Consider the following 26819-nt stretch of genomic DNA (forward strand, 5'->3'; position numbering starts at 1 on the left):
AATGGCAAACGCCAATTCATTATCTCAACTCNCGCTCCAAAAGTTTAAAAAAAACTTTTGGGGCGTTTTGAGTTTCTGGTTTGTTNTCTTGGGAATATTACTTGCAATATTTGCTTATGCATTAGCACCAGANAATTCTCAAAATGCTAATCAACAACATATTTCAATTCACTCTAAGAAGCCAGGATTTAAGGCTACTATTCTTACCATACCATCAAAATTAGAGCAAGAACAATCTTTTTTGGATAAACTCTTATTTGGTANGGAAGACAACTCTACAGAGTTACCTATTGTAGATTATAAGTTTGAGGGAGAATCAATAATTGTAACACCTTATACAGATGAAAGCATTAAAGGTTTGCCTAAAACCTATTCTTTTGCATCTTTTCCCAAAGGCTTAACTAAAACCGAAATCGAATCTCAATTTATAAATGAACAAACNTTTTTATTAGGAACAGATAAGTATGGTAGAGATTTGCTAAGCAGAATGCTAGTTGGTATTCGTATATCACTATCTATTGGTTTTGTAGCAGTATTTATCTCGTTGTTAATAGGAATAAGTTTGGGAGCACTTGCAGGGTTTTACGGTGGTAAGATAGATGCAGCTATCATGTGGCTTATAAATGTAACGTGGTCTATACCTACTTTACTATTAGTAATAGCCATTACATTGGCTTTAGGTAAGGGATTTTGGCAAGTGTTTATNGCAGTAGGTTTAACAATGTGGGTAGAGGTTGCCAGAGTTGTTCGTGGCCAAGTAATGAGTGTAAAAAATATGCAATATGTAACTGCAGCACGTGCTTTAGGGTTCACAAATGGTAGAATAATTGTAAAACACATCTTACCAAATATTTTAGCACCAGTAATTGTAATCTCTGCAGCTAATTTTGCTGCTGCAATATTAATTGAAAGTGGTCTTAGTTTTTTAGGTATAGGAGCACAACCTCCAATGCCAAGTTGGGGAGCAATGATAAAAGACCATTACAGTTATATTATTTTAGGTAAAGCTTACCTGGCAATTATACCTGGCTTGGNTATAATGAGCTTAGTAATGGCATTTATGCTAATAGGTAACGCTCTNAGAGATGCGTTAGACGTTAAGAGTTAACTAAAAATTTTATGCCTTGAAAAATTGCTAAACCTAGCAATACGACACCTAAAAATCGAGATACTTTTCTTTGTACAGTTTTGGTGTCACCTTTAACTGTATTACTCCATTTAGAATAGCCATAAAGGGTTAAGACTTTACCCAAGTAAACGCCAATAAAAAACACTAACAAGTCTAATGGAGATGAGTTAGAGGTAATCATTATAAGGTGTTTATTTATAATACTGAATGCTACCAACCAATAAATCATCACTGGCGGATTTAACAACGATAGTACAAAACCTTTAAGGTACTTAGAGGTTCCCATGTCATACCAGTGGCTGCGGTCATCATTTTTTGAAGGCTTTTTAACCAGGAAATATATACCAGCTATAAAAAACAAAAGAATGATAGTAAGATGAAGCCACATATTACGCTCAAAGAATGAAGCTATCATCATATTAAAATTAAGCGCTAGCAACGCTAATAAAATTTCTCCAAAACCAGCACCAAGAGCAATTTTAAATGCTGTTTTTTCACCAGACTTAAGAGTGGTCTGTATTACAGAGATATTTACCGCACCTAAGGGAATTGCAGAAAGTATGGTGGCAAGAACACCTACAAACAGGTAAAGTATTATCATAACAGTTTCGTTGAAAAACGAATGGCAAACTTACATGAAAAAAGCCAAAAACATTTTTTAATAATGTTATTGGCTTAGTATTAAGTGCGTTATTTATACTCTTTAGTTTACAGAATCTTTGGCTTTTGTTTTCTTCTTACCAAAGAGACCACCTAAAATATCTTTTGCTGCATCTTTTATCGCATCCTCATTAGTTTTAGGTGTACCTGCTTTAACACTATCTTGTTGTACTGTGGTACTATCCTTAGGCTTATTGCCACCTAAAATATTTCCTAAAAGGTCTTTTCCTTTATCCTTAAGATCATCTTTCTGCTTATCTATTATACGTTGTGTTAAACTGTTTACTACAGCTTGTGTATTTAAGTTTACTTTAGGGCTATTAAATGTTCCTGTAAGTCCTATTGGTAAAGCAACTGTCATTGTTTCTCGTTCCTGTGCACTAAGCTTAGAAAGCAAGCCACTAACCTCACTACCCATATACTTAGCAGGGACATCTAAAGTAACGTTATAATTCATATTTTGATCTAAACCGTGTGTGCCTCCAGCAGTTACTTTAATTCCTTTTATATTAAAATCGAATGGTTTTACTTGGATGTTTCCATTATCAAAAGTAAGGTAGGTTTCTAAGTTGTTTAGATTAAGATTGTCAAGATTTAAAAAGGCTACATTTTCAGACAACCGTGCTAACAATGGAGATTGTTCTGCATTTACTTTAGCGGTTAATACTTTTGCAAATGCATTTCCGGCAATGGTTTGTAATTGCGGCGTTAGGTCACCATTAAGATTACCATTTAATTTAATGTTTGTGTTTAAGGCGCCTTGTAAAGCTTTTGCAATTGGAGCTAAACCTTGAAGTAAATCTAAACCTTTAAATGATTGGTCTATGTCTATGGAGTTTAAATCCAAATCCATTGCAAATGTTGGTGTGTTTCCTTTTGTATTTACATTTCCATTTAAGGCAATGTTTCCGCCAAAAAGACTAGATTTTACATTGGTTAAAGATGCTTTTTCATCTTCAATAGCAATTGTTCCTGTAGCATTAGATAACTCAATGTCATCATAAATTACTTTCTTAACATTAAAATTCATTGTTGCAGCTAAGAAATCTGGAATTTTAATTGCTTCATTGTTATTAGGAGTAGTAACTGTATTTTCTGAAGTTGTCTTGGTAGCGGCAGTATTGTCTTCAGCTACCATAAAATCACTAACCTTAAACGTATTTGAGTTTACATTAAAATCACCTTTTAGATCTTGCTTAGACATTAAAAAAGGAATAAGGTTTTGAATACTTCCTGTTGCCGAAATATCTGTTTGGCCACTTGTTGCAGCAAAGCTATTTAAAGAAATATTTCCAGGTTTAAAGCTTACGTCTGCATTAGCAACTTTTAATTTGTTAGGAATGTCTGGAGATTTATAGCTGAAGTTTTTTAAGCTTGCTGTACCATTACTTTTAATGTTCTGATATTGCTCACGCTCTACAGAATTCATATCAAAGTTTGTGGTTAAGTCTGTAGTAAACCTTCCATTTAAATCTTGTTCAAGATTAAGAGGATAAACTTTCTCAATATTTGCTAAATCTAGAGAACCCTTAAGCGATAGGTTAACCAACATATTCTCAGTTAAATTTCTAAAGCTTCCGTTTGCGGCAAACACATCTTGATCTATCTTAAATGTTAGGTTGCCTATGTTTATATAAGTGTCTTCAACAATACCAGTTTCATTTTTAATATCTGCATTTATTGTAATGTTGTTTACACGTTTAGGTAGCTCTGTATACTTAAATGAGGCATTGCTTGAACGTATCTTTATGTCTAATGTAGGAATGTGTGTATCGTCTACAATACCTTTAATTTTTCCATCTACTATAAAATCTCCAGTTGTATCTACGCCATCTAAGTTTTTAGAATAGGTTTTGGGTATAATAGCTAAGAAGTTTTTAAAGTCTGAAGATGGTGTTTTAAAGGTAATGTCAATATCATTGTTATCTTCATTTACCTGTACAAACCCATTAAATGTTAATGGGAGTTCATTAATTTTTGCTTCATTTTCTAAAAACGTATACTTCTGTTTGTCTAGGTCTAGCTCAAAATTAGCATCTAATGTAATGGTATGGTCTTCTAGATAGTTTACGCCATCTAAATCTAAAGAGACCAAAGCATTGGTCTGTGTTTCTAAAGTAGATTTAGACACAGATAAATCTCCATTACCTACGTGATTTACATCTTTTAGCTTGAAAAATGTTTTGGTAGATTCATCTAAATAATTAATTCGAGAATCTTTTATCTCATAATGAGATAAATCAAAAGTAAAACCTGAACTTGTTGTATCTGTAGGTGTTTCAGTAGTTTGGGGTTGCTCTTTTGCTATATCATAGTTGGCATTACCTAAAGAATCTACTTTAATATTAATGTATGCTTTCTCCAGATTAAGCTCATCTACTTTAATTTGTTCATTCTCCTTTTTTAAAAGTTGCTTTATACCCATTTGTAACTCTAAGCGTTCACCACTTGCTAGGGTGTCGCCTTTAAAAGGATCGTTATTTACAACGCTAAAGTCTTTAATAACAACGGTAGCATCTGGAAAAGAGCTAAACAAAGTTAAATCTAGGTCGCGCCACTCCACTTGAGCATTTACGTTATTATTTATAGTCTTCTTTATAAGTTTTTCTATAGTGCCTTTAAAAAGAAAAGGTGCTGCAATTAATCCTATGACTAGGATTAGAACAAAAATCCCGAATATTTTAAGTATTTTTTTCATATAAATGGTCTAATATTTTAGACTGCTTTTTTTAATTAAATTTCTAACTCTTTTGTAGGTGTTAAGTTAAAGTACTTACGCATTGCAAAGACGGCTGCATAAAGCAAAGGTGTATCTAATGCAGCAATTAATACTTTAAATAAAAAACCGCTAATTAGCAATTCTGTAAAAATATCCCAAGGCAAAATCTCGAAAGAACATAACAAGAATAGCACACTAAACGTATCTACAAATTGAGATAAGAACGTTGAAAAGTTATTTCGCAACCAAAGGTGTTTTCCTTTAGTAAGGCGCTTCCAAAAATGGAAGATCTGTATATCAATATATTGCGCCAATAAGTATGCCATCATCGAGGCAAAAACAGCTATTGCAGAGTTTCCGAATACTTTTAAGAATAATTTATCATTTATAGGCGAATCTGTCAGTGCTGGTACACTAGCTGCCACCCAAATAATGAGTAATGAAAATACAGAAGCAAATATGCCAGTGGTCACTACTTGGTTAGCCCGCTTTTTTCCATAAATTTCTGATACAATATCTGTTATAAGAAAAGTAATAGGATAGGGTAATATGCCTACTGAAATTTTAAAGGTATAAATACCAAAAAAGTCCCAAGAGAAAAACTTCTGAAATATTAGATTAGAAACCACCAAAGAAGTGATAAATAATGCTGCCAATATAAAATATATTCTCTGAGCTTTTAAGCGTTGTGATAAAGATAATTTTGTCATTACCACAAAGGTAAATTTCATAACCTCAAGGTTGTATTAAAATTGTGTGAATAATGGAGGACAACTGTTATAAAAAATCTAGTAATTTTAGGTTTGTTCTCTAAACTTGCATTGGTTGTAATTGGTATCTTCGCAATTTCATGGCATTACCAGAACAACATCTTGTATACTTGTCTTTGGGCAGTAATTTGGGCAATAGAATTGAGCACTTGCAATACGCATTATATGCTCTTTTTGAAACTGTTGGTCACGTTTTAAAAGTCTCGTCGGTATATGAAACACCAGCTTTTGGTTTTAAAGGAGATGCCTTTTTAAATATTGCGGTGTCTTTGCAAACTATATTGTCTCCTAAAGATTTAATGGCTGAAATACTCTCTATTGAAACACATTTAGGGCGCATAAGAACCAAAACTAAAGGTTATGCATCCAGACCAATAGATATTGATATCCTCTTTTACGAAGATTTGGTAATAGAAACAGAATTGCTCACAGTGCCACATCCTCATATGGCCAATCGTAAATTTGTGTTACAGCCATTACTAGATATAGGTGCAGAAAAGGTACATCCTAAACTTAATAAAACAGTTACTACACTGTTTCAAGAGTGTAATGACGACTCTGTTTTAGACAAGCAACCAAAATGGTTGAAAAACCCTAGTTTACAATTTAACTTCAAGGCATTTAATTATCTCGCTATCGAAGGTAATATTGGTGCCGGAAAGACAAGTTTAGCAACAAAAATTTCAGAAGATTTTAATGCTAAACTTATTTTAGAACGCTTTAAGGACAACCCTTTTCTACCAAAGTTTTATGAAGATAAAACACGTTATGCATTTCCTTTAGAGATGAGTTTTTTGGCAGATAGATATCAGCAATTAGCAGATGATATTGCTCAATATGATTTGTTTACAGATTTTATAGTAAGCGATTATGATGTTTTTAAATCTTTAATATTTGCTCAAGTAACTTTACAGGAAGATGAGTATAAATTATATAGTAAGCTGTTTTATATGATGTATAAGGAGTTGGCAAAGCCAGATGCTTACATATACCTTTACCAAAATACAGATCGTTTATTAGCAAATATTAAGGAACGTGGTCGTGAGTATGAACAAAGTATAGACGCTAATTATCTATTAAACATAAATAAGAGTTACTTAAACTTTATTAAAAGCCAACCTCAAATGAATGTTAAGGTAATTGACATATCAGAGCTTGACTTTGTAAATAACCGAGCAGATTATTTAAGAGTTTTACGTGAGATCTTGAGTACCACTCAAAGTGCGGTTTAACTATATTAATTTCCCCAAATTCGATTCCAAAGATTGCCTAAAACAGTCTTCATTTCTTCAGAGTTTCGTTGTGGCTCTTCAATGGTTAATCCATTTTTAGTTTCTGCGAGTTTATAAGAAAACGCAAAATTAAGGGTGTCTGCATAAATATCATAAGCACCAAAACGCAAATCGTTAAAGTAGAGTTGTTCTCCTTTTTTAGAAACAGCATACCAACCTTCAGAAATAGTTATTAAACGACTCAGTGCTTTTTTGTCTTCAATTTTATCTAATAGTTGATGCTGTTTAGGGACTTTAATAAAAGAAATAGACTGAGTGTCAAAGATTGAATAATCTGCTAATACATAATGGTTGCCGGCATCTATGTTAGCAGACCATAACAAAGTATTAAACGGTGCTGGCCTAGTGTCTATCTTAGTGTAGTTAATATTTTGATTGTCAAGTGCAGTTGTGAACTTAAAGTAAGTAACACCTTTTAAAAGCAATGTAATTAATAAATAGCTAGAGCTTAATATTAAACCGAGTGTGTTAACACGCTTTCGTTTTTCTGAGGTTCTTGGCAGTCGCATTGCTAAAATTACACAGACTAAAAAGGGCAAAGTGTATAAAGGGTCTATCACAAATATATTTTGATAAGCTAACCTTAAATCGAAAGGCCAAAATAATTGTGTTCCCCAAGTTGTATGTGCATCTAAAAGTGGGTGTGTAACTAATCCCCAAAAAAATAACCAAGACCATTGTTGCCAAGTTGCCTCTTTGGTTTTGTAATAGAGTTTTGAAATTAACCAACCCAATAACGGAGCCATACCAATACTAAATAATATGGAGTGACTTATGCCACGATGTATTTCAATTGCAGTAATAGGATCTAAAAAGTTACCTACCAAAGTATCTAAATCTGGAATTGTACCTGCAATAGCACCCCAAAGCATAGCTTTGTTTCCTACTTTTTTACCAAGAACAGCTTCGCCTACAGCGGCACCTAAAACAATTTGGGTTAAACTATCCATTTATGAGTCTATAATCTGCATTTTCTTTAATAAGAACGAGGCATTCATGTTTTGGCAAATTCCGTTTTTTAAGGTGTAATCAAAATGCAACTCGTTATCTATAATTTCTGCGTCGAAATAGTAATTATGTACTTCGGGTAAGTTATTGGCAACCTCACATAGACTTAAGTCGTGTGTAGCAATTATACCTGTGGAGTTTGTGCCATTTAATTTTTCAATAAACTTTTTAGAACCTATGGCTTTGTCTGTTGAGTTTGTTCCTTTTAAGATTTCATCTAAAATTATGAAATAATCATCCTTAGCAATTTCATCTACAATAAACTTAAGACGTTTTAATTCTGAAAAGAAGTAAGAGGCATCATCACTAAGTGAGTCTGTAGTTCTCATACTCGTAATAAGCTTAATAGGATTGTAGGTGCAGGTTTTTGCACAAACAGGTAAACCACAGTTAGCCATAACAACCATAAGAGATACGGTTCTTAAAAATGTACTTTTTCCGGCCATATTTGCACCTGTAATGATAAAGAAATGACCGTTTTCTATATGAAACGAATTCTTTACAGCCACCTCACTAGCCATTAATGGGTGCGCAGCATCTTCTACATTAAATACAGAAGGTTGCTCTGTTATTTTTGGGAAAGTAAACTCCTTATGGTTAAAGCTAAAATTACCTAGACTGTTGTATGCATCAAACACAGCAACAACCTCAAACCAATCTGAAACTTGGTGTTTGTGGGCTTTTATCCATTGCTCAATTTTGTAAGATTGAAAATTATCCCATTGTAAAAAGCCATTGCCAAAAATGCCAAAAAGCATATTGTTACGTTGGTCTAAAGCACTTAATAGTTTTGAGAAACGAGATAATACTAGTGATGCTTGTTCTTTCTCAGTTACTATTTTTGCTTTTTGTTCTTTTAAAAATTCAGAAGAAAATTCTGTAGCTTCAATTTGCTGAATAAGTTGATAGTATTGCTCAAATAAGCCTTGTATCTTAGAAGTGTGAGAAGAAAGCAGATTTACTTTCTTTACAAACAATCCTGTTATTGCTAAACCAACAAAGAACCAAAAGCCTACAAGATAAACTGAAACAATATCAAAAAAATAAAGCGCAATTAAAGTAATTGAGATTCCGCTAAAAACAAATGGTAGCCAAGTAAACAATTTTGGGATTGCGGGTTTGTAGTTTGCAAGCCATGTCTTTACAGTTTGTGTGGTAATTTCAGTCTTTACCAAGCTTGCGGTTGCAGAAAAGTTTTGGCGCCATTCTGGTTTTTCAGCAAGTTCTTTTATAGCTTCTTGTTTTATTGAGATTCTATGTGTCTCGTTAGCTTTAAGATACTCTGCTAACTTGCGTGCTCCTTCTGTTAACGCAGCTCTGTTTAAATATTGAAAAAACGATTGTGGTCCAAATAAATCTATATCGTGACTATAATGGTGAGCAGGATCTATATATTCTGAACCGTTTGGAAGCTTAGAGTAATTACGGTTAAGTACTTCTAATTCAATTTCATTTAAAGCCACTAATTGTCTTAGCTTGTCGCGTTTTGCCTGTAAATTTGAGTGACGCGACACCAAAAATAAAAACACAGCTATAATCACAAAAATGCTTAATAAAATAGCTTGAGTGTTTGGGTAAGACGCATATACTACATAGGCGCCAACTATAAATACAGCGAGTCTTAACATACTAGACCATAAAAGCTTGGTCTTTAATTGAGATAAGGCTGAGTTATGGGTCTCTAATTGACCTTTGTAAAATTTTTTAGCTTCTTGCATAGCTGCAAAAGTAAGGAATTGAAAGCTCAAAACTCACCTAATTAAATCTGCTGAATAGGGTTTTAAGAATCTAGATTGTTAAGCGTTTCTTTTTGTTTTTTTGTGAGGTTGGCTACAACTAAATCGTAACTATAATCTATAAGAGTAATGAGGCGTTTTGTAGGGACATTGCTATTAACATTTACACTGTTCCAGTGCTTTTTGCTCATATGGTAAGCTCCGTAAATATCATCAGGAAACTCATCTCTCAATTCCAAAGCTTTGTCTGGATCGCACTTTAAATTTATAAATTGATTTCCAGACTCCCATTTTTCTAAACCTACTAACGCAAACATTTTATTCATCACTTTAAATACAAGCGTATGCTCATCAAAAGGAAACTCTGCAGTGGTTCCTTTTTTAGAAAGACAATAGTTTTGTAGCGCTTCAATATTCATAACTAATTGGTTGTAATTAAGTTATTTAATTGAGAGGCTTCTTGTGATGTAATTTGCGCTTTGGGTAAATGCAAGACTTCATTTTTAGAAGTTCTTAATGCATAGTGTGTTTCATTTTGCTGAACACTTTTAAAAAATTGGTGTTCTAATTCTGAAACAGCATCATCTTCTTGTAAAATAATTTTGTCTGGTGTTATTTGAAATTGAAAGGTGTACCCTTCAAACATACGTGGTTTTAAAAACGGAATTATAATAGGTTTTAAGGTATAATAAATACCGAAAACTAAAGTGAAACCAGATAACGATTGTATGAAGCTAGACTCTACAAAATAGTAATTGTACAAACTTAGTGCTATAATAAAGGGACCACCAAAACGTCTCATAATCTTAAGGTATGGCTTGCCTACTTTATAATAGTTGTTTCTATAAATTGAAATACGTTCTGCTTTAGTAAGTGTAATGGTGCTCATTAATGTAGTTTTTTAATGTCTCCTTTTTCGCCATCTATAGCTAATGCAGAGTAATCTAATTTCCAACCTATAGTTTCAGCTAAGCTTTCCATTAATAAGATGCTATTTAAGGCTTCTTTCTTGGCTTGCTCTAACAATCCACTTTCTGGAACTTTATCAATTATATGTTGTTTGGCCTCGCGGTTCATTTCTGTAAGATCGTGGCTTGTAAAAGGGTTTGCCCAACCTTCACGCTTGTCGTAAAATTTCACATCACTATCTATAGTTAAAATTTCAGGTTGTGGAAAATTTGAAATTTTAACCAGTTTTTGTTCTGGATCGCTTGTAAGCTCAATCTTATTTAAATCGAACCCAACGTGTGCCTTTGCATTAATAAGTATAATTGCTTTTTTTCTGCCAATAAAGTAATCTACCCATTTGTCTTTTAGGCTTTTGTAATGGTAAATTTCGGCAAAATCACCTTCTACAGTTACCAATTTACAAACACGCTTCATCTTCTCTAAAAGTACAACGCTTTGTGTGTCTGTACGTTTACGAGAATTGCGTTTAGAAAATGCATTAAAAATAAAATAGGCGACAATTGCGCCACCAGCTAAACCGAGGAAAAGTAACTCCATAGACTACAAAGTTAGTAGTTTTTTAAATATCATGGCAGTATCTATAAGCTTCAACAGGTACGAGATGCAAAAATAACTTCTTATCTCTAAAAATTTAAAAGGATGAGTTTGTGGTATAGTCTGTTTTATAAAATTCTATAAAGAACAGGTTTGCTTGGTGAGGCATCATTCTCAAAAGAGGCAATTTGTAAATTAAGAATATAGTCTCCATCTTTTACAGCATTTGGTACATAGATTAGTTCTGTGATAGTGGCATTAAACCTTGTGTCATTAGGATAATTCCAGAATGCATGATGTGCCAATAACTCTCCACCATCTTTTTCTTTATCCACACTTGGTAAATCTATAAGCAAGTGCTGTACACCACAACGCCTAATATATGCTGCTGCTTTTTCTGTGAGATACGGCCAATTGGTATTGGAGTATTGGCGTGTTTTCTTTTTAGAGGTATTGGGCAGCGTTCTTATAATAAGTGCTTCGGCTTGATGTGGTTTAAAAAATGTTTTTATCTGTTTCTTAGACAAAACAAAGTCTTCGTTACGTTGTTCTGGAACTATAGAAATTACTTTAGCTTTAAACATATATGTTTTTAAGCTGTTGTTAATGCTATGAAACTGTTCTGTAATATGGCCAACACATTCTGTATGTGTTCCGTGCGCGTGAGGATTAAACCAAATGTTGTTAAAGTTTACATCTGCGCCCTCAGAAACTTTACCAACCCATTTTTTATCTGAAACAGGCTCTATTTTTGGGGCTTTTAAATACCAAGCTTCTGGATTGTTATTACCATCTTTAAGAGGCAAAGAAATATCTATAGGTGCATTAAAATCGACAGTGTAAAGTGATTCTTTATGTTTTATGGTGGCCCGCACAGCGATTATATTTTTTAGAGTTCAGCTAAAGTTACATGAAATAAAATAAGCTCGCTATGTGAAATAGCGAGCTTTATTAAATTTTTAACCCTAACCTTATTTCTTAAGGTTTAGTATAATGATAAACAATCTTCCAAATATAAAAGTAAACAATCCGAAAACGGTTGTAAGAAAAGCAATTTTTAAGCCGCCTGCCATTACGCCTTGCGATACACTGCCAGCACCTTCTATAGCATCAAAAGCTTGTATGAGGCCAATAACACTACCTAAAATTCCCCAAGCTAAAATAAATAATGAGATATTACTAAGCAATGTGATAGTATGATCCTTGTTTGCTTTTGTAACAAGTTGCCTTACAAATAGAGCTACAAGAATTATGAAAATGAATACTATTGGCCACATGAAGAAAGGACCACCTTCGTTAATACGATCTAAAAGCATAATACTGTGTTTTAATGATTAATAGGTGTCAAAACTAGGCACTATAAAGCTACATTATTTTTATTTGCGACCAACAACCAATTTATGAGTGGTTTTTACAGCATCTTGTATAAATTATTTATTAATAAACTTGTTATGACTGAAAACCTTGTTAAACCAGTCATTCGTCTCAAAAGTTATAAGTATTGCTCAATTTTTAGCATCTTGCAGTGTGGATATATTAAAATTCAATCAAACTAAATTTTTAGCATCTCATATTCTTTTATGGATAGGTGTTTGGTTCTTTTTTGTGTATTTCTTTAGTTACAACTCATCAAACTCACTTTACGTTACTTGGTTTTCTAGTATTTTGTTACCCTTAACAATGGCAACAACCTATACTACTGTTTACTACCTTATTCCTAAATATCTATTAACTAGAAATTATGGGTTATTTGTACTATACTCTACCTACACATTAATCTTTACATCTTATATAGTTGTCCTTACAATGTTTGGCAGCTTTATGCTTTTGTCTAATTTTAATGTAGTGGATATGCCGCCTATGAGTAGAAACTTTGTGTTTATACTTATTTTAGTATACCTCATAGTAGGTCTTGTAAGCTTTGTAAGTATACTTAATTATAATTTTAAGACGCTATCAAAAAATAAAGCCTTAGAGAATAAGATATTAGATGCACAGCTAAAAATTAAAGACCAAGAATTACATTATTTAAAGAAGCAAATTCATCCTCACTTTCTGTTTAATTCTTTAAATACCATTTATGGATTTTCACTGAAGAAATCTGAACAAACTCCAGATGTTATACTGAAGCTATCTAATTTGCTAGATTATATTTTATACCAAGTACAACAACCTAAGGTAGCTTTAAAACAAGAGATTATACATATTGAAGATTATATTAGTCTTGAGCAAATTCGTTTTCAGGATACCTTAAAAACTAAGGTAAACTACAACACCTTTAATCCTAATCTTGAAATACCACCTATGCTGTTTTTACCATTTGTTGAAAATGCATTTAAGCATGGCGCAATCCTCAATGGTTTCTTACAGATAGAGATGACAGTAAATGTGCAGACAACTAGCATTGAGTTTGAGATAAAAAATACAGTAAAATCTAAAACACCAGCTAACGGTAATGGCTTAGGATTACCAACCATTAGAAAGCGATTAGATTTGTTATACCAAGATAATTATGAGTTAAACTCTAGCTTAGTGAATAACTGGTATACTGTTAACTTAAAATTAAACACCAATGTCTAAAACATTTAATGCTATAATAGTAGATGATGAGCCTATTGCTAGAGACATTATACGAACGCATTTAGAAAAGCTACCACAACTAATAGTTAAGGCAGAATGTAAAAATGCTATCGATGCTTTGGCAGTCTTAAAAGCAGAACATATTGATGTTGTTTTTTTAGATATTAATATGCCCGAAGTGTCTGGTTTATCTTTTGGGAAACTCATAAATAAAGATGTGAAATTAATTTTTACAACGGCACATAGAGAATATGCTGTTGAAGGCTTTGAGCTACAGGCTGTAGATTACCTTTTAAAGCCAATTTCCTTTGAGCGCTTAAAAAAAGCTACAGATAAATTAACAGGGTTTGTACAAGAAACAGAACAAGAAATTAGGGTTAAAACAGATACACCTTCAGATTTTACTTTTGTAAGAGCCGATCGTAAAATGGTTAAAGTAAATTTTGATGATATTAGCTATGTAGAAAGTTTGAGTGACTATATAAAAATACATACTAATACAGATACAGTAGTTACTAGAGAGACAATTTCAAACTTTGAAGCCAAGTTGCCTAAGCTTCAGTTTGTAAGAACACATAGGTCTTTTATCGTTTCAATCTCAAGTATAGTATCTTTTACAAATGAGTATGTTGAGGTGCCAAATAAAGCGATTCCTATAAGTAGAAGCTATAAAGAAGAGGTATTGTTAAGATTGCAGAATTAATAAGTGCTATTTTAAATTCAGCATAAATAATTCTGAAGCAATTCCGTCACTTAAAAATTTACCTTTTTTTGTTACAACAATGGTATCTCCGTCTAAGAATAAAAGATGATCTTCTATAAAATTTTTGGCCTGTTGCAATACGTAAGTTTTAAAATTTAGGCCAAATTCCTTTTCAATTTTACTAAGTGAAATTCCCCAAATGGTGCGTAAGCCTGTCATGACATATTCATTGTACCTGTCTGTAACAGATAACGTTTCAACCTCGTTAGGGATAATGTCTTGTTGTATGCTTTTAATGTATTTTGGATTGTTATTTATATTCCAACTTCGTTGTTTGCCATTATAGCTATGTGCAGAAGGACCTATGCCAAGATAAGATTTACCTGTCCAGTATGCCGTATTGTTTTTAGAGTGATATCCTTGTTTTCCAAAGTTTGAAAACTCATAATTACTGTAGCCTGCTTGCTGTAGTGTTTCAATAAGAATATCAAAATGTTGTTTTGCTAAATCATCATCAACTGGAGGCACAACACCTTTTTCTATATAGCGTTTAAGTGCAGTATTGGGCTCAACAGTAAGCGCATAACTAGAAATATGTGGTATATCAAGTTGTAGGGCAATGTTGAGATTCTCTTTCCATTTCTGGGTTGTCATTCCTGGAATCCCATAAATGAGATCTATTGAGATGTTATCAAATTCAGTTTTTGAAAATTCTATACATTGTAAGGTTTCTATAGCATTATGAGCACGATTCATCAGTTTTAAATCGTCTTCAAAAAAAGATTGAATGCCAATACTAAGCCTATTAATTTTAGATTTTCCTAACTCTGTAATTTTGTCTTTGGTTAAATCATCTGGATTTGCTTCAAGCGTAATTTCAGGAGTTTCAGAAACGTTGTAATTAGTATAAACAGTTTCAATAAGGCTATTTAACTCTTCAGCGGAAAGTAGAGAAGGTGTGCCACCGCCAAAATATATACACTCCACAGTATTGGTAAGCTCAACTTTACGAAGTGATAATTCTGTTTTAAGAGCATTTACAAGCTCATCTTTTTTCTTTAATGAGGTAGAAAAATGAAAGTCGCAGTAATGACAGGCTTGTTTGCAGAATGGAATATGTATATATATGCTAGACAATGAAAGTAATTAATGTTATTAGTTAGCTATTTTATGTAAACTCAGATGTTATTTTACAATTCGCTTTTCATTCTGTTTTACAAAGGCATCCCAGCCAGAGTAACTTTTACCAACTTCAATACGGCCAGTGTTATAAAAATGGCAAACTGCTGCTGCAAGGCCATCTGTACTGTCTAGGTTTTTAGGTAAGGTCTTAAGTTTTAAAACACTTTGTAGCATTTTGGCAACCTGTTCTTTACTGGCATTTCCGTTTCCTGTTATTGCCATCTTTATTTTTTTTGGCAAATACTCTGTTACAGGAACTTCTCTGCTTAATCCTGCAGCCATAGCTACGCCTTGGGCACGACCAAGTTTAAGCATACTCTGTACATTCTTTCCAAAAAATGGCGCTTCAATAGCTATTTCATCTGGATTAAACGTGTCTATCAACTCAATTGTACGTTCAAAAATAAGTTTAAGTTTAATATAAGGATCTGTATATTTTTTAAGCTGAAGTTCATTTAACTGAAGACACTCCATTTTTTTATTTACCACTTTAATTACTCCAAAACCCATAATTGTGGTACCTGGATCTATGCCTAATATGATGCGTTCTTTGCTCAAAACTTTAGTGTAAAACGTTACTTTTGGATATGCCGAAGTTGCCTCACAAACTTACACAATTCTTAACTGCTTTCTTTAAAGTAGCAGTGGTGATTTGCGTGTGCATATTTATTTACAAGCGATTACTAGACGAAACGGAGTTTAAAATTGAAAATTGGCTGCAGTTTCTTATAAACAGTAAAATATTCACGCTTAAAGTGATGATTGTTTTGGTGAGTTTCACACTATTAAATTGGTTTCTTGAATTAAAAAAATGGAAAAGATTAGTTTATCCATTTTCTAAAATAACTCTCAAAGATGCATTTAAACAATGCTTATCTGCTCACGTATTGGCTATAATCACACCTTTTAGGACTGGAGAATACGGTGTAAAAGCCGTGTATTTTCCAAAATTTATGAGAAGTGCCATAATTAAACAAAACGGCTTAGGGCATTTTATGCAATTGGCAGTTACTGGTTTTTTTGGTGTAATTGGGTGTATTAGTATTGCTTTGTCGCAATATCCTGATAAAGCAATTCTCATAATCTTTGGTGTAACGCTATTAATAGCATCTATAATTTTAATAGTGAGAAAGCTAATTAATCGATTTAAACTAGATGTTATTTTGATTACTCAAGTTCTTAAATTATCTATACTTAGGTATCTTGTATTTGCACATCAATTTTATTTCATATTGCTAATTTTTAATATTCAAATAGGGTATGTTTTAGGGATGTCGGTAATTTCTGCAACGTATTTAATTGCTTCAGTAATACCAATTCTTAACCTCTTTGATGCAGCATTAAAAGGGAGTATTGCCATAACATTATTTTCGTTATTTGGTGTAAGTGCTATGCCTATATTTTGTGCAACATTGTTAATGTGGATGCTAAATTTTGTGTTTCCAGCAGGTGTAGGAAGTATATATTTTCTGAAATTAAAGACTCATGATAGGTTAACCACAAAACTAGTGCAGGATGTTTAGCATTGTACTAATAGTTACTTGTTGCTATGTATTGCTGCTTGGTCTTTTTCTTGTTGGTGCCTTAAGGTTACCTGAGTTTAAAGCCACAAACACTTCTCATTTTACTAAATTTTCTATAATAGTTCCTTTTAGAAATGAAGTCGAGCATTTAAATGAATTGCTAACCTCATTTGAAAATTTAGATTATCCAAGGTCACACTTTGAAATCATACTTATCAATGATTCATCTGAAGATGGCTCTGTCTCTTTAGTTAAGTCGTTTACTCACACAACTAATTTAGAAATTAAGCTGATGCACTCTTATGGAACAACAAAATCACCTAAGAAAGAAGCACTTTTAAAAGGAATAAACAAATCGAATAATAATTGGATAGTAACCACAGATGCAGATTGTGCAGTACCAAGGTTATGGCTAAAGACACTAAATGCTTTTATCATAACCAAAACGCCTAATATGGTAGTTATGCCAGTCTTTATAACAAATGGACATAAAAAAACTTTAGAATGTCTTGAAACCTTGTGCTTGCAGACTGTTACAATGGGATCATTTGGTGTTGGTAAACCTATTATGAATAATGGTGCTAATTTGGCTTACCAAAAATCTGATTTTTTTCATGTAAAAGGATTTATAGGTAATGAACAAATTGCCAGTGGAGACGATATGTTTTTATTTGAAAAATTTATTAAATATAACTTGAGTGTTCAATATCTTAAATCTAAAAGTGCAATTGTATTAACTAAGCCTCAAAAAAACCTTAACAACTTAATCTCGCAACGAATACGCTGGGCATCTAAAACAAGTGCATCTAAGAATGTTTTGCTAAAGATTAGTGGAGTTCTAATTTTTAGTATGAATTTACTTGTGCTTATACTTTTAGGTTACAGTATTCTTATATTAAAATTGAGTACCCCTTTATTAATAGCTATTAGCTCGAAATTTTTAATTGATCTTATGATTATGGCTTTTGGAGCCAAATTTTTTATTTACAAGCTTAATTATTTCAATATCTTAAAACAGAGTTTAGCATATCCTTTTGCCAATGTGTATATAGCCATACGCTCAATGTTCGGAGGTTTTTCTTGGAAAGATAGAGCCTTCGAAAAATAATTTAATTAGAGACTATTATAATAGGAAGGTCAAAAGTTACACCAACAGGAACTCCTCTTTTTTGTGCAGGATAAATTTTAGGCAGTGTATTAATAGCATTAGTGCACCAGATTTCTAGAGTGTCTTTGTTTAAGAGGTTATAACCACAAATTTTTTGTAGTTTAACTAATCCTTTATCGTTAATTTTCAGATTTAATGTTATTGTATCATTATTTGTATTACGTTCTAACGGGTGAAAGGTAGACAACTGCTCATAAAAATGAAGAGCTATGGTTTCTTCAAAACATGCTTTTATTTTTTCTCTTTCAGATAAACTTTCACAGAGATCAAATGTTGGGTAGCTATCTACTTTAGACCAATTTATTTGATGAATTTCCTCCTCAACAACATCTTTTGATGAAATTTTATTTAGCTCAAAGCCATTGCATCCAGAGCAAATTATAAGTAGAAAAAATAACGACGAGACTCTCATGGCTTCAAAAATACAAATTGATAAAGTATTAATAAGGCACTTAGAATCATATAATTAATACACCGCTTAGATTTTAGTGTATATATTTTATTTTGAAAACCATTTTACTTTGTTTTCAATAGGTTCTCTGTAGCCTTTTTCAATAGGCTCATCATAATACCCCATATATAGAAAACCTAAACAAGCTTCTCCTTTTTCTAAGTTTAAGAAATCATTAGTGTACTTAATTAAGCTAGGAGAGCTCCAATAACAACCTATTCCAAGCTCTGTGCACATTAACCACATGTTTTGGACTGCCATAGCCGTAGCGGCAACCTCTTCCCATTCAGGAACACGTTCGTTCAGATCTCTCTGCATGCAAATTGCAATCACTGTATGAGAGGATTTAAATTTTTGAGAAATTTTCTTTGCTTTGAACTCAGAAGGTTTTTCTATTTCTTTCAAATAGGTACTAGCAAGAAAATCCCCTAATCTTAATTTTGCATCATCTTGAAAAATTTTAAAACGCCAAGGTTCAGTTTTCTTGTGAGTAGGAGCCCAGTTTGCTGCTTCTAAAACTTGAAGTATAGTGTCTCTAGCAATTGGCTTGGTGTTATATTGTTGGGGAAATACAGAACGTCTATTTTTAATTATATTGAAAAGCATTTTTTATTTTAAAGGTATTAATTTAAAATATGCTTGAACAAAAAATATTGAAATTTTGTTTAGATTCAAATGAGGGGTTTCAGAGGTTAATTATCAAGTGTTTAAAGTGTATTTTCTATTTTCAGAATTTTAATAACTTGAAAAAAAACAAAAAATTTAAAAATAATGTTTGTGGGAAAGAAAAAGACATGTATATTTGCCCTCGCTAACAAGCAAACGGTCTGGTAGTTCAGTTGGTTAGAATACCTGCCTGTCACGCAGGGGGTCGCGAGTTCGAGTCTCGTCCAGACCGCAAATTAGCAAAAAGCTTCAACATTTGTTGAAGCTTTTTTTATATATTTACAGTGTTGTGAGCTGAACNTGTTCAGCTAGGCTTGTAGTAGAGCCAATGAGAAGCTTATCCTTTAGGATGGGCTTTTTTTGATTAAATAAANTTTTGGCGTTCTACAAGNTANGTGGTTAAGATTCGATTAAAGTCTTTAGTCGTNTCTGCGGTTACATANTTAATCTGATATTGAATACACTTTAACCTTAAGTTTTTGAAATATTTAGAAATTGCTTCATTGTAATTGTCTTTAATACTATCAGCATATAAATTAATATGCTCTCCTGTTTCAACATCTACATAGCGTTTTGGACGATTNTCAAANTTNAANTTGANTTCTTTTTCAGAATCATANGTNTGAAATAAGATGACNTCGTGTTTGTTATGCTTTAAATGTCGTAATGCATCAAATAACTTTTNTTCATCCTCATTGCTTTGAAACATATCTGTAAATAAGAAAATCATAGAGCGACGATGAATATTTTCTGCAATTTGATGCAAATATTTGTATGTCTCAGTATCCTCTTCTTGTGGATTAGTNNTCACTGTTTTTTCTAGCTGATCTAGCAACATTGCTTGGTGACGATCACTTCCTTTTTCTGGNGCATAATATTCATATGTGTTACTATAAATACTTAATCCTACNGCGTCTCTTTGTTTTTTNAAAATTGTCATTAAACAAGCACTTGCCAATACCGAAAANCCAATTTTATTTAAGCTGTCTAAAGTCTGNGTTTTGACTTTTGGATAATGCATAGATGCAGAATTGTCTAAAATTATATGACAACGAAGGTTAGTTTCCTCTTCATACCGCTTTGTATAAAGCTTGTCTGTTTTGGCAAATAATTTCCAGTCTATATGTTTTGTNCTTTCACCATTATTATACACTTTATGTTCGGCAAATTCTGCAGAAAAACCGTGAAACGGACTTTTATGCATACCACTAATAAAGCCTTCGACAACCTGCTTTGCTAAGAGTTCTAAATTTGTAAAACCACTTGTTTTATTTACTTGGTCTTGAAGATTCATTCAAATTTTAAATTAAAGCTCACGCGTGAGCCATTATGAAGTTTGTTTATTTTCTGTAAAAGTCAAGTCTAGCGATAGTTTTAATGTTTTTTTTGAAAACAAAATAAATGCTATTAAGAATTAAAGATACACATTTGGAAGGTGAGTAAAGAACCTGTGATATCAATTTAGTATTTAGATATAAAAACAAAAAAAAGGTTTAGCAAACGCTAAACCTTTTTTTTAAAATATGAAGATTAGATTATAATAATGCATCTAATGCTTCAGCATAAGTGTTTTTTGGAGCTACACCAACTTGACGACCTACTACTTCACCATTTTGGAAAACCAATACAGTTGGAATATTACGAACTCCATATTTAGCAGCAAATTCTTGATTTGCATCTACATCTAATTTTCCTACTACAGCTTTACCTTCGTAGTCTTTACTAATATCATCTATAATTGGTCCTACCATACGACATGGTCCACACCAAGCAGCCCAAAAGTCTACCATTACTGGCTTGTCACTTTTTAATACTGTGTCTTCAAAGTTTGCATCTGTTATTTCGAGTGCCATAATTTTTTGTTTTAATTGTTATACAAAAGTAGTCAAATATTTTTCCAAAGCTTACAGTGTAAAAATCAGTTTTAGTTATGGAGCAATACGTCTGGCTTATAATGTTTTACTCAATGTGATTAATTTTGAAACAGTTTTATAATTTCTTGCTGTAATACTTACATTTAGAGTACTCTCCATTTTGTTNGTTGTAAGTTTTGCGCGTCCNGCTCCTTTTTCGTAAACTATATAAACACAAGTTGAGGTTGCTACAAAATGTTCATCGATAAATTGTTGCTTATTTAAGGAAGTGACATTCTCGCTTTTAGGCTTACTCTGATAAAAACAAAAATAACTTTTCTCTAACTGTTCATTCGTAAAGGGAGAGCTTTTAACTAGCTTGTCAAGTTTATTGGGAGTTAATATAATTACTGGTATGTCCCAACCGTATTTATTTTTTATAGCTTNCTTTATGAGTTCCTGNAGGNNNTTATTNTCAATNGGTGNTTTAAAAAGAATATTGCCGCTTTGAATGTATGTTTTTACGTTTTTAAATTCTAAACTTTCAAATAGCAGCCTTAANTCTGCCATGAGTATTTTTTTGTGTCCNCCTACATTAATACCTCTTAAGAGTGCTATATATGTATTCATGATTTCTTGAAAATATCTTCTGCAATTAAATAACCGCCAGTCCACGCATTTTGAAAATTAAAACCTCCTGTAATGGCGTCAATGTTTAAAACTTCACCTGAAAAATATAGATTTTTGTGAAGCTTACTTTCAAAAGTCTTAAAGTTAATATCTTTTAAANTAATNCCNCCAGCAGTGACAAACTCTTCTTTAAAGGTGCTNTTTCCGTTAACTTTATAAACGCCATTTGTTAGTTCCTCGGCTAAGTTTTGAAGCTGTAAGTTATTTAGATCTGCCCAGTTTTGGTTTTCAGATATATTTGAGGNTTCTAAGAGTTTGTGCCATAAACGTTTTGGNAACTCAAACTGAGCGTGAGTGTATGGAGACTTTTTTGAATTATTTTGTTTTAATACATTTAATTCTTGAAATGTTTCTTCTGTGGAANAATGTGTACGCCAGTTTACAGCTATTTTAAATTGATAATTCTTATCGTTAAGGATCCTTGCTCCCCAAGCAGATAATTTAAGAATCGCTGGACCACTCATACCCCAATGCGTTATTAATAACGGGCCAGAAGCTTCAAGGTTATTAGTGTCTAAAACTTTTACAGATGCCTCTGTAGCTAAGCCCATTAAATCTTTNATNCTNTAATCTTTTATNTTGAATGTAAATAATGATGGTACGGCAGNTTTAACTGTGTAATTTAATTTAGTGAGTGTCTTCCACATTTTTGGATTACTGCCTGTCGAAACAACTAAATGNTTTGTTGTATAGGTATTATTTGTAGTATTAACAATCCAGCTTTCGTTNTGAGGTGAAATATCTGTAACAGATTCTTTTAATTTTATATCAATACCCAATTCTTCAGCTTGATCTAAGAAGCAATTTATTATTGTTTGAGAATCATTGCTAACAGGAAAAATTCTGCCGTCGTCTTCAATTTTTAATTCAACACCACGTTCTTCAAACCACGCCATTGTGTCTCCTGTCATAAATCTATGAAAAGGGCCAAGCAATTCCTTTTCGCCTCTTGGGTAGTTTTTAGACAGTTCTTTAGGGATAAATTCTGCGTGGGTTACGTTACAACGACCACCACCAGAAATTTTCACCTTGGTTAAAACTTCTTTACCGCGTTCAAGTATTGCAATTTTAGCATTTGGTAATTTTTCAGCAGTATTTACAGCGGTAAAAAATCCAGCTGCGCCACCACCAATTATTAATACATCATAAACGTTCATAGGGTAAAAATAGTGATTAAGGAGTTGTAAATGTATGTTGGCAAGCCTTAATTAAATAGTAAGGGATCATCTGTTATGATGGCGTCTACCTGAAGATGGCTAAGTGTTTTTATAAGAGAATTAGTNTTTACCGTCCAAGTGAAAATTTTTAAGCCTCTTTGTTTTATTAATTGAACAGAATCTTCATTTAACAAACTATAATGTGGATGAAATGAATAGGCATTTATTGTTTCTGAAAANTATAANGCTTCTTGAAAATTAAAATTAGTAAGTANACCAAGTTTTGCATTAGCATCTAATNTTCTATATGATTTTAATTCTTGTTTGTAAAAACTTGAAATTATAATGTTAGTGTTTAAGGCGGTATGTGNTTTAAGAAGTTCAAAAACCGGTAATGCTGTTTTCCTGCCTTTCAACTCAATGTTTAGATATGCGTTTTTAGGGATAATCTCAAGTACNTCGTTAAGTGTAGGAATTATAAATTCACCTTCTAGTCTTAAAGNCCGNAATTCATTATAAGTGAGATTTTCTATAAGCCTAGAGTCTTTAAAACAACGNTTTAAATCTAAGTCNTGAAACACTATAACTTCTCCAGTTTTGCAACAATGTACATCTATTTCTACNCCGTTTGNNCCAAGTTGAAAAGCTTTCTGNANAGAAGGCANTGTGTTTTCGTAAATATGACTNTTAGCGCCACGATGCCCTATGCAAAGAGGCTTATGCATTTTTGAGTATATCTTCTGCAAATTTCTCACACAGATTTATTGTCCCTTTTACATCTTCTAGAGTTGTTCTCGGGTTTATTAAGCACATGCGCAACACTATTTGATTTTGAAGAATTGTCGTTACAAGAAGCGCCTCTCTTGAAGCCATTATCTTTTCGCTAATTTTTTGGTTTAACTCATCTAATTCTTCCTCATTAAGGTTTAGTTTAATTGAGTTGTATCTAAAATTAATTACAGCTAGTGTAGCGGGTGATACTACTTCCCATTTAGAACTCTTGCGTAAAATAGCCTCTGTTTGCTCTGCAAGNTTTAAGTTATAATCTATTGCTTTTCTAAAAGCTTTTAGCCCAAATGTCTTAACAGACATATATAATTTTAATGCTCTAAACCTTCTTGTAAGTTGTACGCCATGATCGTAAAAATTTATTTCACTATCATTGCCTTCAACATCTTTTAAATATTCAGGTTTTTCTGTAAATGTATGTTTTAACCACTTGCTGTTTCTTACTAATAGNCAGCCCATTTCATAAGGTTGGTAAAACCATTTGTGAGGATCNACAGTTAGGGAATCGGCTTTATCAATTCCTTTNAACAANTGCTTTCCATTTTTAGCTAAAATTGCTGCACCGCCATAGGCACCATCAATATGAAACCAGAGTTTTTCTTTCTTGCAGATTTTAGAAAGTTCTAATAATGGATCTACAGTTCCTGTATTGGTTGTTCCAGAAGATGCTACAATACAAAACGGCTGTAAGCCTTGTAAACGATCTTTTGCTATAGCATTCTGTAACTTGTTAAGAGACATTTTAAACTCTAAATCTGTTGGGATGATCCTAATTTGATCTCTTCTAAACCCTAAAATGGTAATAGCTTTAATGTTTGAGGAGTGTGCTTGATCGCTAAGGTAAAGAACAGCTTTACTAAAGTCTTCACCACATTTAATACGTCTTGCTGTAACAATTGCTGTTAGATTTGCCATAGAGCCGCCACTAGTAAAGATACCGCCACCACGTTTAGAGGGAAACCCAAACAGTTTTAAGAGCCAGTTAATTGTTACAATCTCTAACTCTGCTGCGGCAGGAGAAGCTACCCAACCACCAGAAAACACATTAAATCCTGTTGCTAAAGTATCTGCTATTGTGCTTACATAGTTACTTGGTCCTGGAACAAAAGAGTATGATTTTGGATGCGAAACAATGTTACTGTTAGACATCACCTTGTCTACCACAAAATTAAGTACGCTCATAGCATCTGTTGGTTCTTCTGGAGCATCTTCAAGAAACAACTTGTCCATATCTTCTCTTGAGCCTTCGGCTACTGGTAATTTTGAGTTTTGAGTATCAAAATGTTCCACGAGTTCATCTATAGCTTTATAGCCAAGTGTTCTCATTTCTTCTTTGGTAAGTTCTAATTTATGGGCGTTTGTTGTCATCACTTAAAATTATATAAAAAAAGCTTCAGAATCTACCGAAAACCTATTTCGATACATTCTGAAGCTTTCAGTGTTTTGCTAAGGCGTCTAATAAAGACGTGCTTCAATAATTAATAAAAAAAAGAGCTTTAAAATAAATTTTAAAGCTCTTTGTGCGGGCGAGAGGACTCGAACCTCCACACCTTGCGGCACCAGATCCTAAGTCTGGCGTGTCTACCAATTCCACCACGCCCGCGAGCGATTTTATTTAGAAAACTTCCTCGATAAATTGAGGCTTCCTCTAAAAAGGAATGCAAAGATAAATATTTTCTTATAATTGAAACCTAATTTTTATAAGAAATTTGAGACTGATTTTCGTATTTTTACAAGACATCAAAAAAATGCTATGGCAACAATACAAAAATACCTAGAAGAACATAAGGATCGTATGCTACAAGAGCTTGTAGACTTACTTAAAATTCCATCTATAAGCGCAGATAAAGCATATAAGGCAGATGTTATAAAAACTGCAGATGTTGTAAAACAACGGTTAGAAGAAGCAGGATGTGATATCGTCGAAATTTGTGAAACGCCAGGTTATCCTATTGTATATGGAGAAAAAATTAAAGATAAATCGTTGCCAACTGTACTTGTGTACGGTCATTACGATGTGCAACCGCCAGATCCTGTAAATTTATGGGACAGTCCGCCGTTTGAGCCTGTTATTAAAAAAACAGAGTTGCATCCAGATGGTGCTATTTATGCAAGAGGATCTTGTGATGATAAAGGCCAAATGTATATGCACGTGAAAGCTTTAGAGTACATGACTAAAAATGATGAGCTGCCGTGTAACGTTAAGTTTATGATTGAAGGTGAAGAGGAAGTTGGTAGTGAAAGCTTAGGGTGGTTTTTAGAGCGTAATCGCGAAAAACTTGCTAATGATGTTATTTTAATTAGTGATACGGGAATGATTGCTAAAGACGTGCCAAGCATTACTACAGGATTAAGAGGTTTAAGTTATGTTGAGGTAGAGGTTACAGGACCAAATAGAGATTTACATAGTGGTTTATATGGCGGTGCAGTAGCAAATCCTATAAATATCTTAACGAAGATGATAGCTTCGTTACATGATGATGATAACCATATCACTGTTGAAGGTTTTTATGATAAAGTAGAAGAATTAAGTGTAGAAGAGCGTGAAAAAATGGCTGAAGCTCCATTTTCATTAGAAAACTATAAAAGCGCTTTAGATATAGATGCTGTATATGGTGAAAAAGGATTCTCCACTAATGAGCGTAATTCTATACGACCAACGCTAGATGTTAATGGGATTTGGGGTGGTTATATAGGAGAAGGAGCAAAAACGGTTATACCTAGTAAAGCTTTTGCGAAAATATCAATGCGTTTAGTACCAGATCAAGATTGGCAGGAAATTACAGCATTGTTTAAACTACATTTCGAAAAGCTTGCGCCTAAAGGTGTAAGAGTAGAGGTTAAGCCTCATCATGGCGGTCAAGCATATGTTACGCCAATAGATAGTGATGGGTATAAAGCTGCAAGTAAAGCTTATGAAAAGACATTCGGGAAAACGCCTATACCTCAACGTAGTGGTGGTAGTATTCCTATTGTATCACTTTTTGAAAGAGAATTAAAAAGTAAGACAATTTTAATGGGCTTTGGTTTAGATAGTGATGCCATACACTCTCCAAATGAACATTTTGGTGTTTGGAATTATTTTAAAGGTATTGAAACTATTCCTTGGTTTTACCACTTCTTTACTAAAATAAAGAAATAGCAATATATCACACTAAACACCTAATAATTGATAATAATCCCGCAAAAAAAGTAAATTTTTGCGGGATTATTGTTTTTGCACTGTATTTTATAATACAT

The 26819-nt window shown here is 32.9% G+C and carries 26 protein-coding genes, 2 tRNA genes and 1 pseudogene; 8 read left to right on the top strand and 21 right to left on the bottom strand.

Annotation, left to right across the window (positions count from 1 at the left end):
- The first annotated feature begins 1 nt into the window (after nucleotide 1).
- Complete coding sequence (locus CL818_RS05645; RefSeq protein WP_286972187.1) at nucleotides 2–1108, top strand: ABC transporter permease; 1107 nt, start codon at nucleotides 2–4, stop codon at nucleotides 1106–1108.
- On the opposite strand, the gene CL818_RS05650 is transcribed toward CL818_RS05645, so the two are convergent.
- The 3 genes from CL818_RS05650 to CL818_RS05660 all read right to left on the bottom strand — a co-directional run bounded on the left by CL818_RS05650 (nucleotide 1098) and on the right by CL818_RS05660 (nucleotide 5218).
- A complete protein-coding gene (locus CL818_RS05650; RefSeq protein ID WP_272972650.1) occupies nucleotides 1098–1730 on the bottom strand; it encodes a LysE family transporter in 633 nt (210 codons plus the stop codon). The genes CL818_RS05645 and CL818_RS05650 overlap by 11 nt on opposite strands.
- Nucleotides 1731–1832: 102 nt before the next feature.
- On the bottom strand, nucleotides 1833–4487 hold the full coding sequence (locus CL818_RS05655) for an AsmA family protein (RefSeq protein ID WP_272972649.1): 2655 nt from the start codon (nucleotides 4485–4487) through the stop codon (nucleotides 1833–1835).
- A 35-nt stretch (nucleotides 4488–4522) separates the two neighbouring features.
- Nucleotides 4523–5218, bottom strand: coding sequence for a queuosine precursor transporter (locus CL818_RS05660; RefSeq protein ID WP_272973096.1), 696 nt, complete (start codon nucleotides 5216–5218; stop codon nucleotides 4523–4525).
- 140 nt (nucleotides 5219–5358) lie between these two features.
- On the opposite strand from CL818_RS05660, the gene folK reads away from it, so the two are divergent.
- Entirely contained in the window at nucleotides 5359–6510 is a 1152-nt protein-coding gene (gene folK, locus CL818_RS05665; protein WP_272972648.1) for a 2-amino-4-hydroxy-6-hydroxymethyldihydropteridine diphosphokinase, read from the top strand.
- Nucleotides 6511–6515: 5 nt separating this feature from the next.
- On the opposite strand, the gene CL818_RS05670 is transcribed toward folK, so the two are convergent.
- The 7 genes from CL818_RS05670 to CL818_RS05700 form a co-directional block, all read right to left on the bottom strand.
- Nucleotides 6516–7520, bottom strand: a complete 1005-nt coding sequence (locus CL818_RS05670) for a metal-dependent hydrolase (RefSeq protein WP_272972647.1) — start codon at nucleotides 7518–7520, stop codon at nucleotides 6516–6518.
- Nucleotides 7521–9296, bottom strand: coding sequence for a MutS-related protein (locus CL818_RS05675; protein WP_272973095.1), 1776 nt, complete (start codon nucleotides 9294–9296; stop codon nucleotides 7521–7523). It abuts the gene before it with no gap.
- A 62-nt stretch (nucleotides 9297–9358) separates the two neighbouring features.
- Nucleotides 9359–9733, bottom strand: coding sequence for an MmcQ/YjbR family DNA-binding protein (locus CL818_RS05680; protein WP_272972646.1), 375 nt, complete (start codon nucleotides 9731–9733; stop codon nucleotides 9359–9361).
- 2 nt (nucleotides 9734–9735) lie between these two features.
- Complete coding sequence (locus CL818_RS05685) at nucleotides 9736–10203, bottom strand: hypothetical protein (protein WP_272972645.1); 468 nt, start codon at nucleotides 10201–10203, stop codon at nucleotides 9736–9738.
- Nucleotides 10203–10820, bottom strand: coding sequence for a DUF4230 domain-containing protein (locus tag CL818_RS05690; RefSeq protein ID WP_013186743.1), 618 nt, complete (start codon nucleotides 10818–10820; stop codon nucleotides 10203–10205). The genes CL818_RS05685 and CL818_RS05690 overlap by 1 nt, the downstream gene beginning before the upstream one ends.
- A gap of 125 nt (nucleotides 10821–10945) precedes the next feature.
- On the bottom strand, nucleotides 10946–11692 hold the full coding sequence (locus CL818_RS05695; RefSeq protein ID WP_013186744.1) for a cyclase family protein: 747 nt from the start codon (nucleotides 11690–11692) through the stop codon (nucleotides 10946–10948).
- Between the two features lie 96 nt (nucleotides 11693–11788).
- A complete protein-coding gene (locus CL818_RS05700; RefSeq protein ID WP_013186745.1) occupies nucleotides 11789–12133 on the bottom strand; it encodes a MotA/TolQ/ExbB proton channel family protein in 345 nt (114 codons plus the stop codon).
- A gap of 148 nt (nucleotides 12134–12281) precedes the next feature.
- Here CL818_RS05700 and CL818_RS05705 point away from each other — a divergent pair, with 148 nt between their 5' ends.
- Both CL818_RS05705 and CL818_RS05710 read left to right on the top strand, forming a co-directional pair.
- The gene (locus CL818_RS05705; protein ID WP_286972191.1) at nucleotides 12282–13397 is read left to right on the top strand and encodes a sensor histidine kinase; all 1116 of its coding nucleotides are present in this window, start codon (nucleotides 12282–12284) and stop codon (nucleotides 13395–13397) included.
- On the top strand, nucleotides 13390–14100 hold the full coding sequence (locus CL818_RS05710) for a LytR/AlgR family response regulator transcription factor (RefSeq protein WP_272972643.1): 711 nt from the start codon (nucleotides 13390–13392) through the stop codon (nucleotides 14098–14100). The genes CL818_RS05705 and CL818_RS05710 overlap by 8 nt, the downstream gene beginning before the upstream one ends.
- 6 nt (nucleotides 14101–14106) lie before the next feature.
- Here CL818_RS05710 and hemW read toward each other — a convergent pair whose 3' ends face one another.
- Nucleotides 14107–15237, bottom strand: coding sequence for a radical SAM family heme chaperone HemW (gene hemW / locus CL818_RS05715; protein ID WP_272972642.1), 1131 nt, complete (start codon nucleotides 15235–15237; stop codon nucleotides 14107–14109).
- Nucleotides 15238–15285: 48 nt separating this feature from the next.
- Complete coding sequence (ruvC, locus tag CL818_RS05720; protein WP_013186749.1) at nucleotides 15286–15840, bottom strand: crossover junction endodeoxyribonuclease RuvC; 555 nt, start codon at nucleotides 15838–15840, stop codon at nucleotides 15286–15288.
- A 29-nt stretch (nucleotides 15841–15869) separates the two neighbouring features.
- On the opposite strand from ruvC, the gene CL818_RS05725 reads away from it, so the two are divergent.
- Together CL818_RS05725 and CL818_RS05730 are read left to right on the top strand one after the other, a co-directional pair.
- The gene (locus CL818_RS05725) at nucleotides 15870–16805 is read left to right on the top strand and encodes a hypothetical protein (RefSeq protein WP_286972194.1); all 936 of its coding nucleotides are present in this window, start codon (nucleotides 15870–15872) and stop codon (nucleotides 16803–16805) included.
- The gene (locus tag CL818_RS05730) at nucleotides 16798–17913 is read left to right on the top strand and encodes a glycosyltransferase (RefSeq protein WP_286972196.1); all 1116 of its coding nucleotides are present in this window, start codon (nucleotides 16798–16800) and stop codon (nucleotides 17911–17913) included. The genes CL818_RS05725 and CL818_RS05730 overlap by 8 nt, the downstream gene beginning before the upstream one ends.
- Nucleotide 17914: 1 nt before the next feature.
- Here CL818_RS05730 and CL818_RS05735 read toward each other — a convergent pair whose 3' ends face one another.
- Both CL818_RS05735 and CL818_RS05740 read right to left on the bottom strand, forming a co-directional pair.
- Nucleotides 17915–18385, bottom strand: a complete 471-nt coding sequence (locus CL818_RS05735) for a hypothetical protein (RefSeq protein WP_272972637.1) — start codon at nucleotides 18383–18385, stop codon at nucleotides 17915–17917.
- Between the two features lie 87 nt (nucleotides 18386–18472).
- Nucleotides 18473–19030 (bottom strand): nitroreductase family protein, encoded by a 558-nt coding sequence (locus CL818_RS05740; RefSeq protein ID WP_013186753.1) that lies wholly within the window; start codon nucleotides 19028–19030, stop codon nucleotides 18473–18475.
- Nucleotides 19031–19248: 218 nt separating this feature from the next.
- Here CL818_RS05740 and CL818_RS05745 point away from each other — a divergent pair.
- Nucleotides 19249–19322, top strand: a tRNA-Asp gene (locus CL818_RS05745).
- A 132-nt stretch (nucleotides 19323–19454) separates the two neighbouring features.
- On the opposite strand, the pseudogene CL818_RS05750 reads toward CL818_RS05745, so the two are convergent.
- From CL818_RS05750 to CL818_RS05775, 7 genes and pseudogenes are all read right to left on the bottom strand, one after another.
- Nucleotides 19455–20384: pseudogene (locus CL818_RS05750) on the bottom strand (DUF58 domain-containing protein).
- 241 nt (nucleotides 20385–20625) lie between these two features.
- Nucleotides 20626–20943 (bottom strand): thioredoxin, encoded by a 318-nt coding sequence (gene trxA / locus CL818_RS05755; protein ID WP_013186755.1) that lies wholly within the window; start codon nucleotides 20941–20943, stop codon nucleotides 20626–20628.
- A gap of 96 nt (nucleotides 20944–21039) precedes the next feature.
- A complete protein-coding gene (locus CL818_RS13545) occupies nucleotides 21040–21573 on the bottom strand; it encodes a DUF1697 domain-containing protein (protein ID WP_353743981.1) in 534 nt (177 codons plus the stop codon).
- Nucleotides 21570–22790, bottom strand: coding sequence for a BaiN/RdsA family NAD(P)/FAD-dependent oxidoreductase (locus CL818_RS05760; protein ID WP_286972199.1), 1221 nt, complete (start codon nucleotides 22788–22790; stop codon nucleotides 21570–21572). The genes CL818_RS13545 and CL818_RS05760 overlap by 4 nt, the downstream gene beginning before the upstream one ends.
- Before the next feature lie 47 nt (nucleotides 22791–22837).
- Nucleotides 22838–23515: a glycerophosphodiester phosphodiesterase gene (locus tag CL818_RS05765; RefSeq protein ID WP_286972202.1), complete on the bottom strand. Its 678-nt coding sequence runs from the start codon at nucleotides 23513–23515 to the stop codon at nucleotides 22838–22840.
- Nucleotides 23508–24947 carry a pyridoxal phosphate-dependent decarboxylase family protein gene (locus CL818_RS05770; RefSeq protein WP_286972204.1) on the bottom strand — a complete coding sequence of 480 codons (1440 nt, stop codon included), beginning with the start codon at nucleotides 24945–24947 and terminating at the stop codon, nucleotides 23508–23510. Before CL818_RS05770 ends, CL818_RS05765 begins: the two co-directional genes overlap by 8 nt.
- A gap of 153 nt (nucleotides 24948–25100) precedes the next feature.
- A tRNA-Leu gene (locus tag CL818_RS05775) sits at nucleotides 25101–25182 on the bottom strand.
- Nucleotides 25183–25332: 150 nt separating this feature from the next.
- On the opposite strand from CL818_RS05775, the gene CL818_RS05780 reads away from it, so the two are divergent.
- Nucleotides 25333–26721: a dipeptidase gene (locus CL818_RS05780; protein ID WP_272972632.1), complete on the top strand. Its 1389-nt coding sequence runs from the start codon at nucleotides 25333–25335 to the stop codon at nucleotides 26719–26721.
- The last annotated feature ends 98 nt before the right edge of the window (nucleotides 26722–26819 follow it).

Origin of the sequence: Croceibacter sp., assembly GCF_002716225.1 — a bacterium.
Lineage (GTDB): Bacteria > Bacteroidota > Bacteroidia > Flavobacteriales > Flavobacteriaceae > Croceibacter > Croceibacter atlanticus.

Excerpts from the sequence above, each read along its gene's own strand:
- CL818_RS05650 (WP_272972650.1), bottom strand. The coding sequence starts at position 1,730 with ATGATAATACTTTACCTGTTTGTAGGTGTTCTTGCCACCATACTTTCT.
- CL818_RS05655 (WP_272972649.1), bottom strand. The coding sequence starts at position 4,487 with ATGAAAAAAATACTTAAAATATTCGGGATTTTTGTTCTAATCCTAGTC.
- CL818_RS05660 (WP_272973096.1), bottom strand. The coding sequence starts at position 5,218 with ATGACAAAATTATCTTTATCACAACGCTTAAAAGCTCAGAGAATATAT.
- folK (WP_272972648.1), top strand. The coding sequence starts at position 5,359 with ATGGCATTACCAGAACAACATCTTGTATACTTGTCTTTGGGCAGTAAT.
- CL818_RS05670 (WP_272972647.1), bottom strand. The coding sequence starts at position 7,520 with ATGGATAGTTTAACCCAAATTGTTTTAGGTGCCGCTGTAGGCGAAGCT.
- CL818_RS05675 (WP_272973095.1), bottom strand. The coding sequence starts at position 9,296 with ATGCAAGAAGCTAAAAAATTTTACAAAGGTCAATTAGAGACCCATAAC.
- CL818_RS05680 (WP_272972646.1), bottom strand. The coding sequence starts at position 9,733 with ATGAATATTGAAGCGCTACAAAACTATTGTCTTTCTAAAAAAGGAACC.
- CL818_RS05685 (WP_272972645.1), bottom strand. The coding sequence starts at position 10,203 with ATGAGCACCATTACACTTACTAAAGCAGAACGTATTTCAATTTATAGA.
- CL818_RS05690 (WP_013186743.1), bottom strand. The coding sequence starts at position 10,820 with ATGGAGTTACTTTTCCTCGGTTTAGCTGGTGGCGCAATTGTCGCCTAT.
- CL818_RS05700 (WP_013186745.1), bottom strand. The coding sequence starts at position 12,133 with ATGCTTTTAGATCGTATTAACGAAGGTGGTCCTTTCTTCATGTGGCCA.
- CL818_RS05710 (WP_272972643.1), top strand. The coding sequence starts at position 13,390 with ATGTCTAAAACATTTAATGCTATAATAGTAGATGATGAGCCTATTGCT.
- CL818_RS05725 (WP_286972194.1), top strand. The coding sequence starts at position 15,870 with ATGCCGAAGTTGCCTCACAAACTTACACAATTCTTAACTGCTTTCTTT.
- CL818_RS05730 (WP_286972196.1), top strand. The coding sequence starts at position 16,798 with ATGTTTAGCATTGTACTAATAGTTACTTGTTGCTATGTATTGCTGCTT.
- CL818_RS05735 (WP_272972637.1), bottom strand. The coding sequence starts at position 18,385 with ATGAGAGTCTCGTCGTTATTTTTTCTACTTATAATTTGCTCTGGATGC.
- CL818_RS05740 (WP_013186753.1), bottom strand. The coding sequence starts at position 19,030 with ATGCTTTTCAATATAATTAAAAATAGACGTTCTGTATTTCCCCAACAA.
- trxA (WP_013186755.1), bottom strand. The coding sequence starts at position 20,943 with ATGGCACTCGAAATAACAGATGCAAACTTTGAAGACACAGTATTAAAA.
- CL818_RS05780 (WP_272972632.1), top strand. The coding sequence starts at position 25,333 with ATGGCAACAATACAAAAATACCTAGAAGAACATAAGGATCGTATGCTA.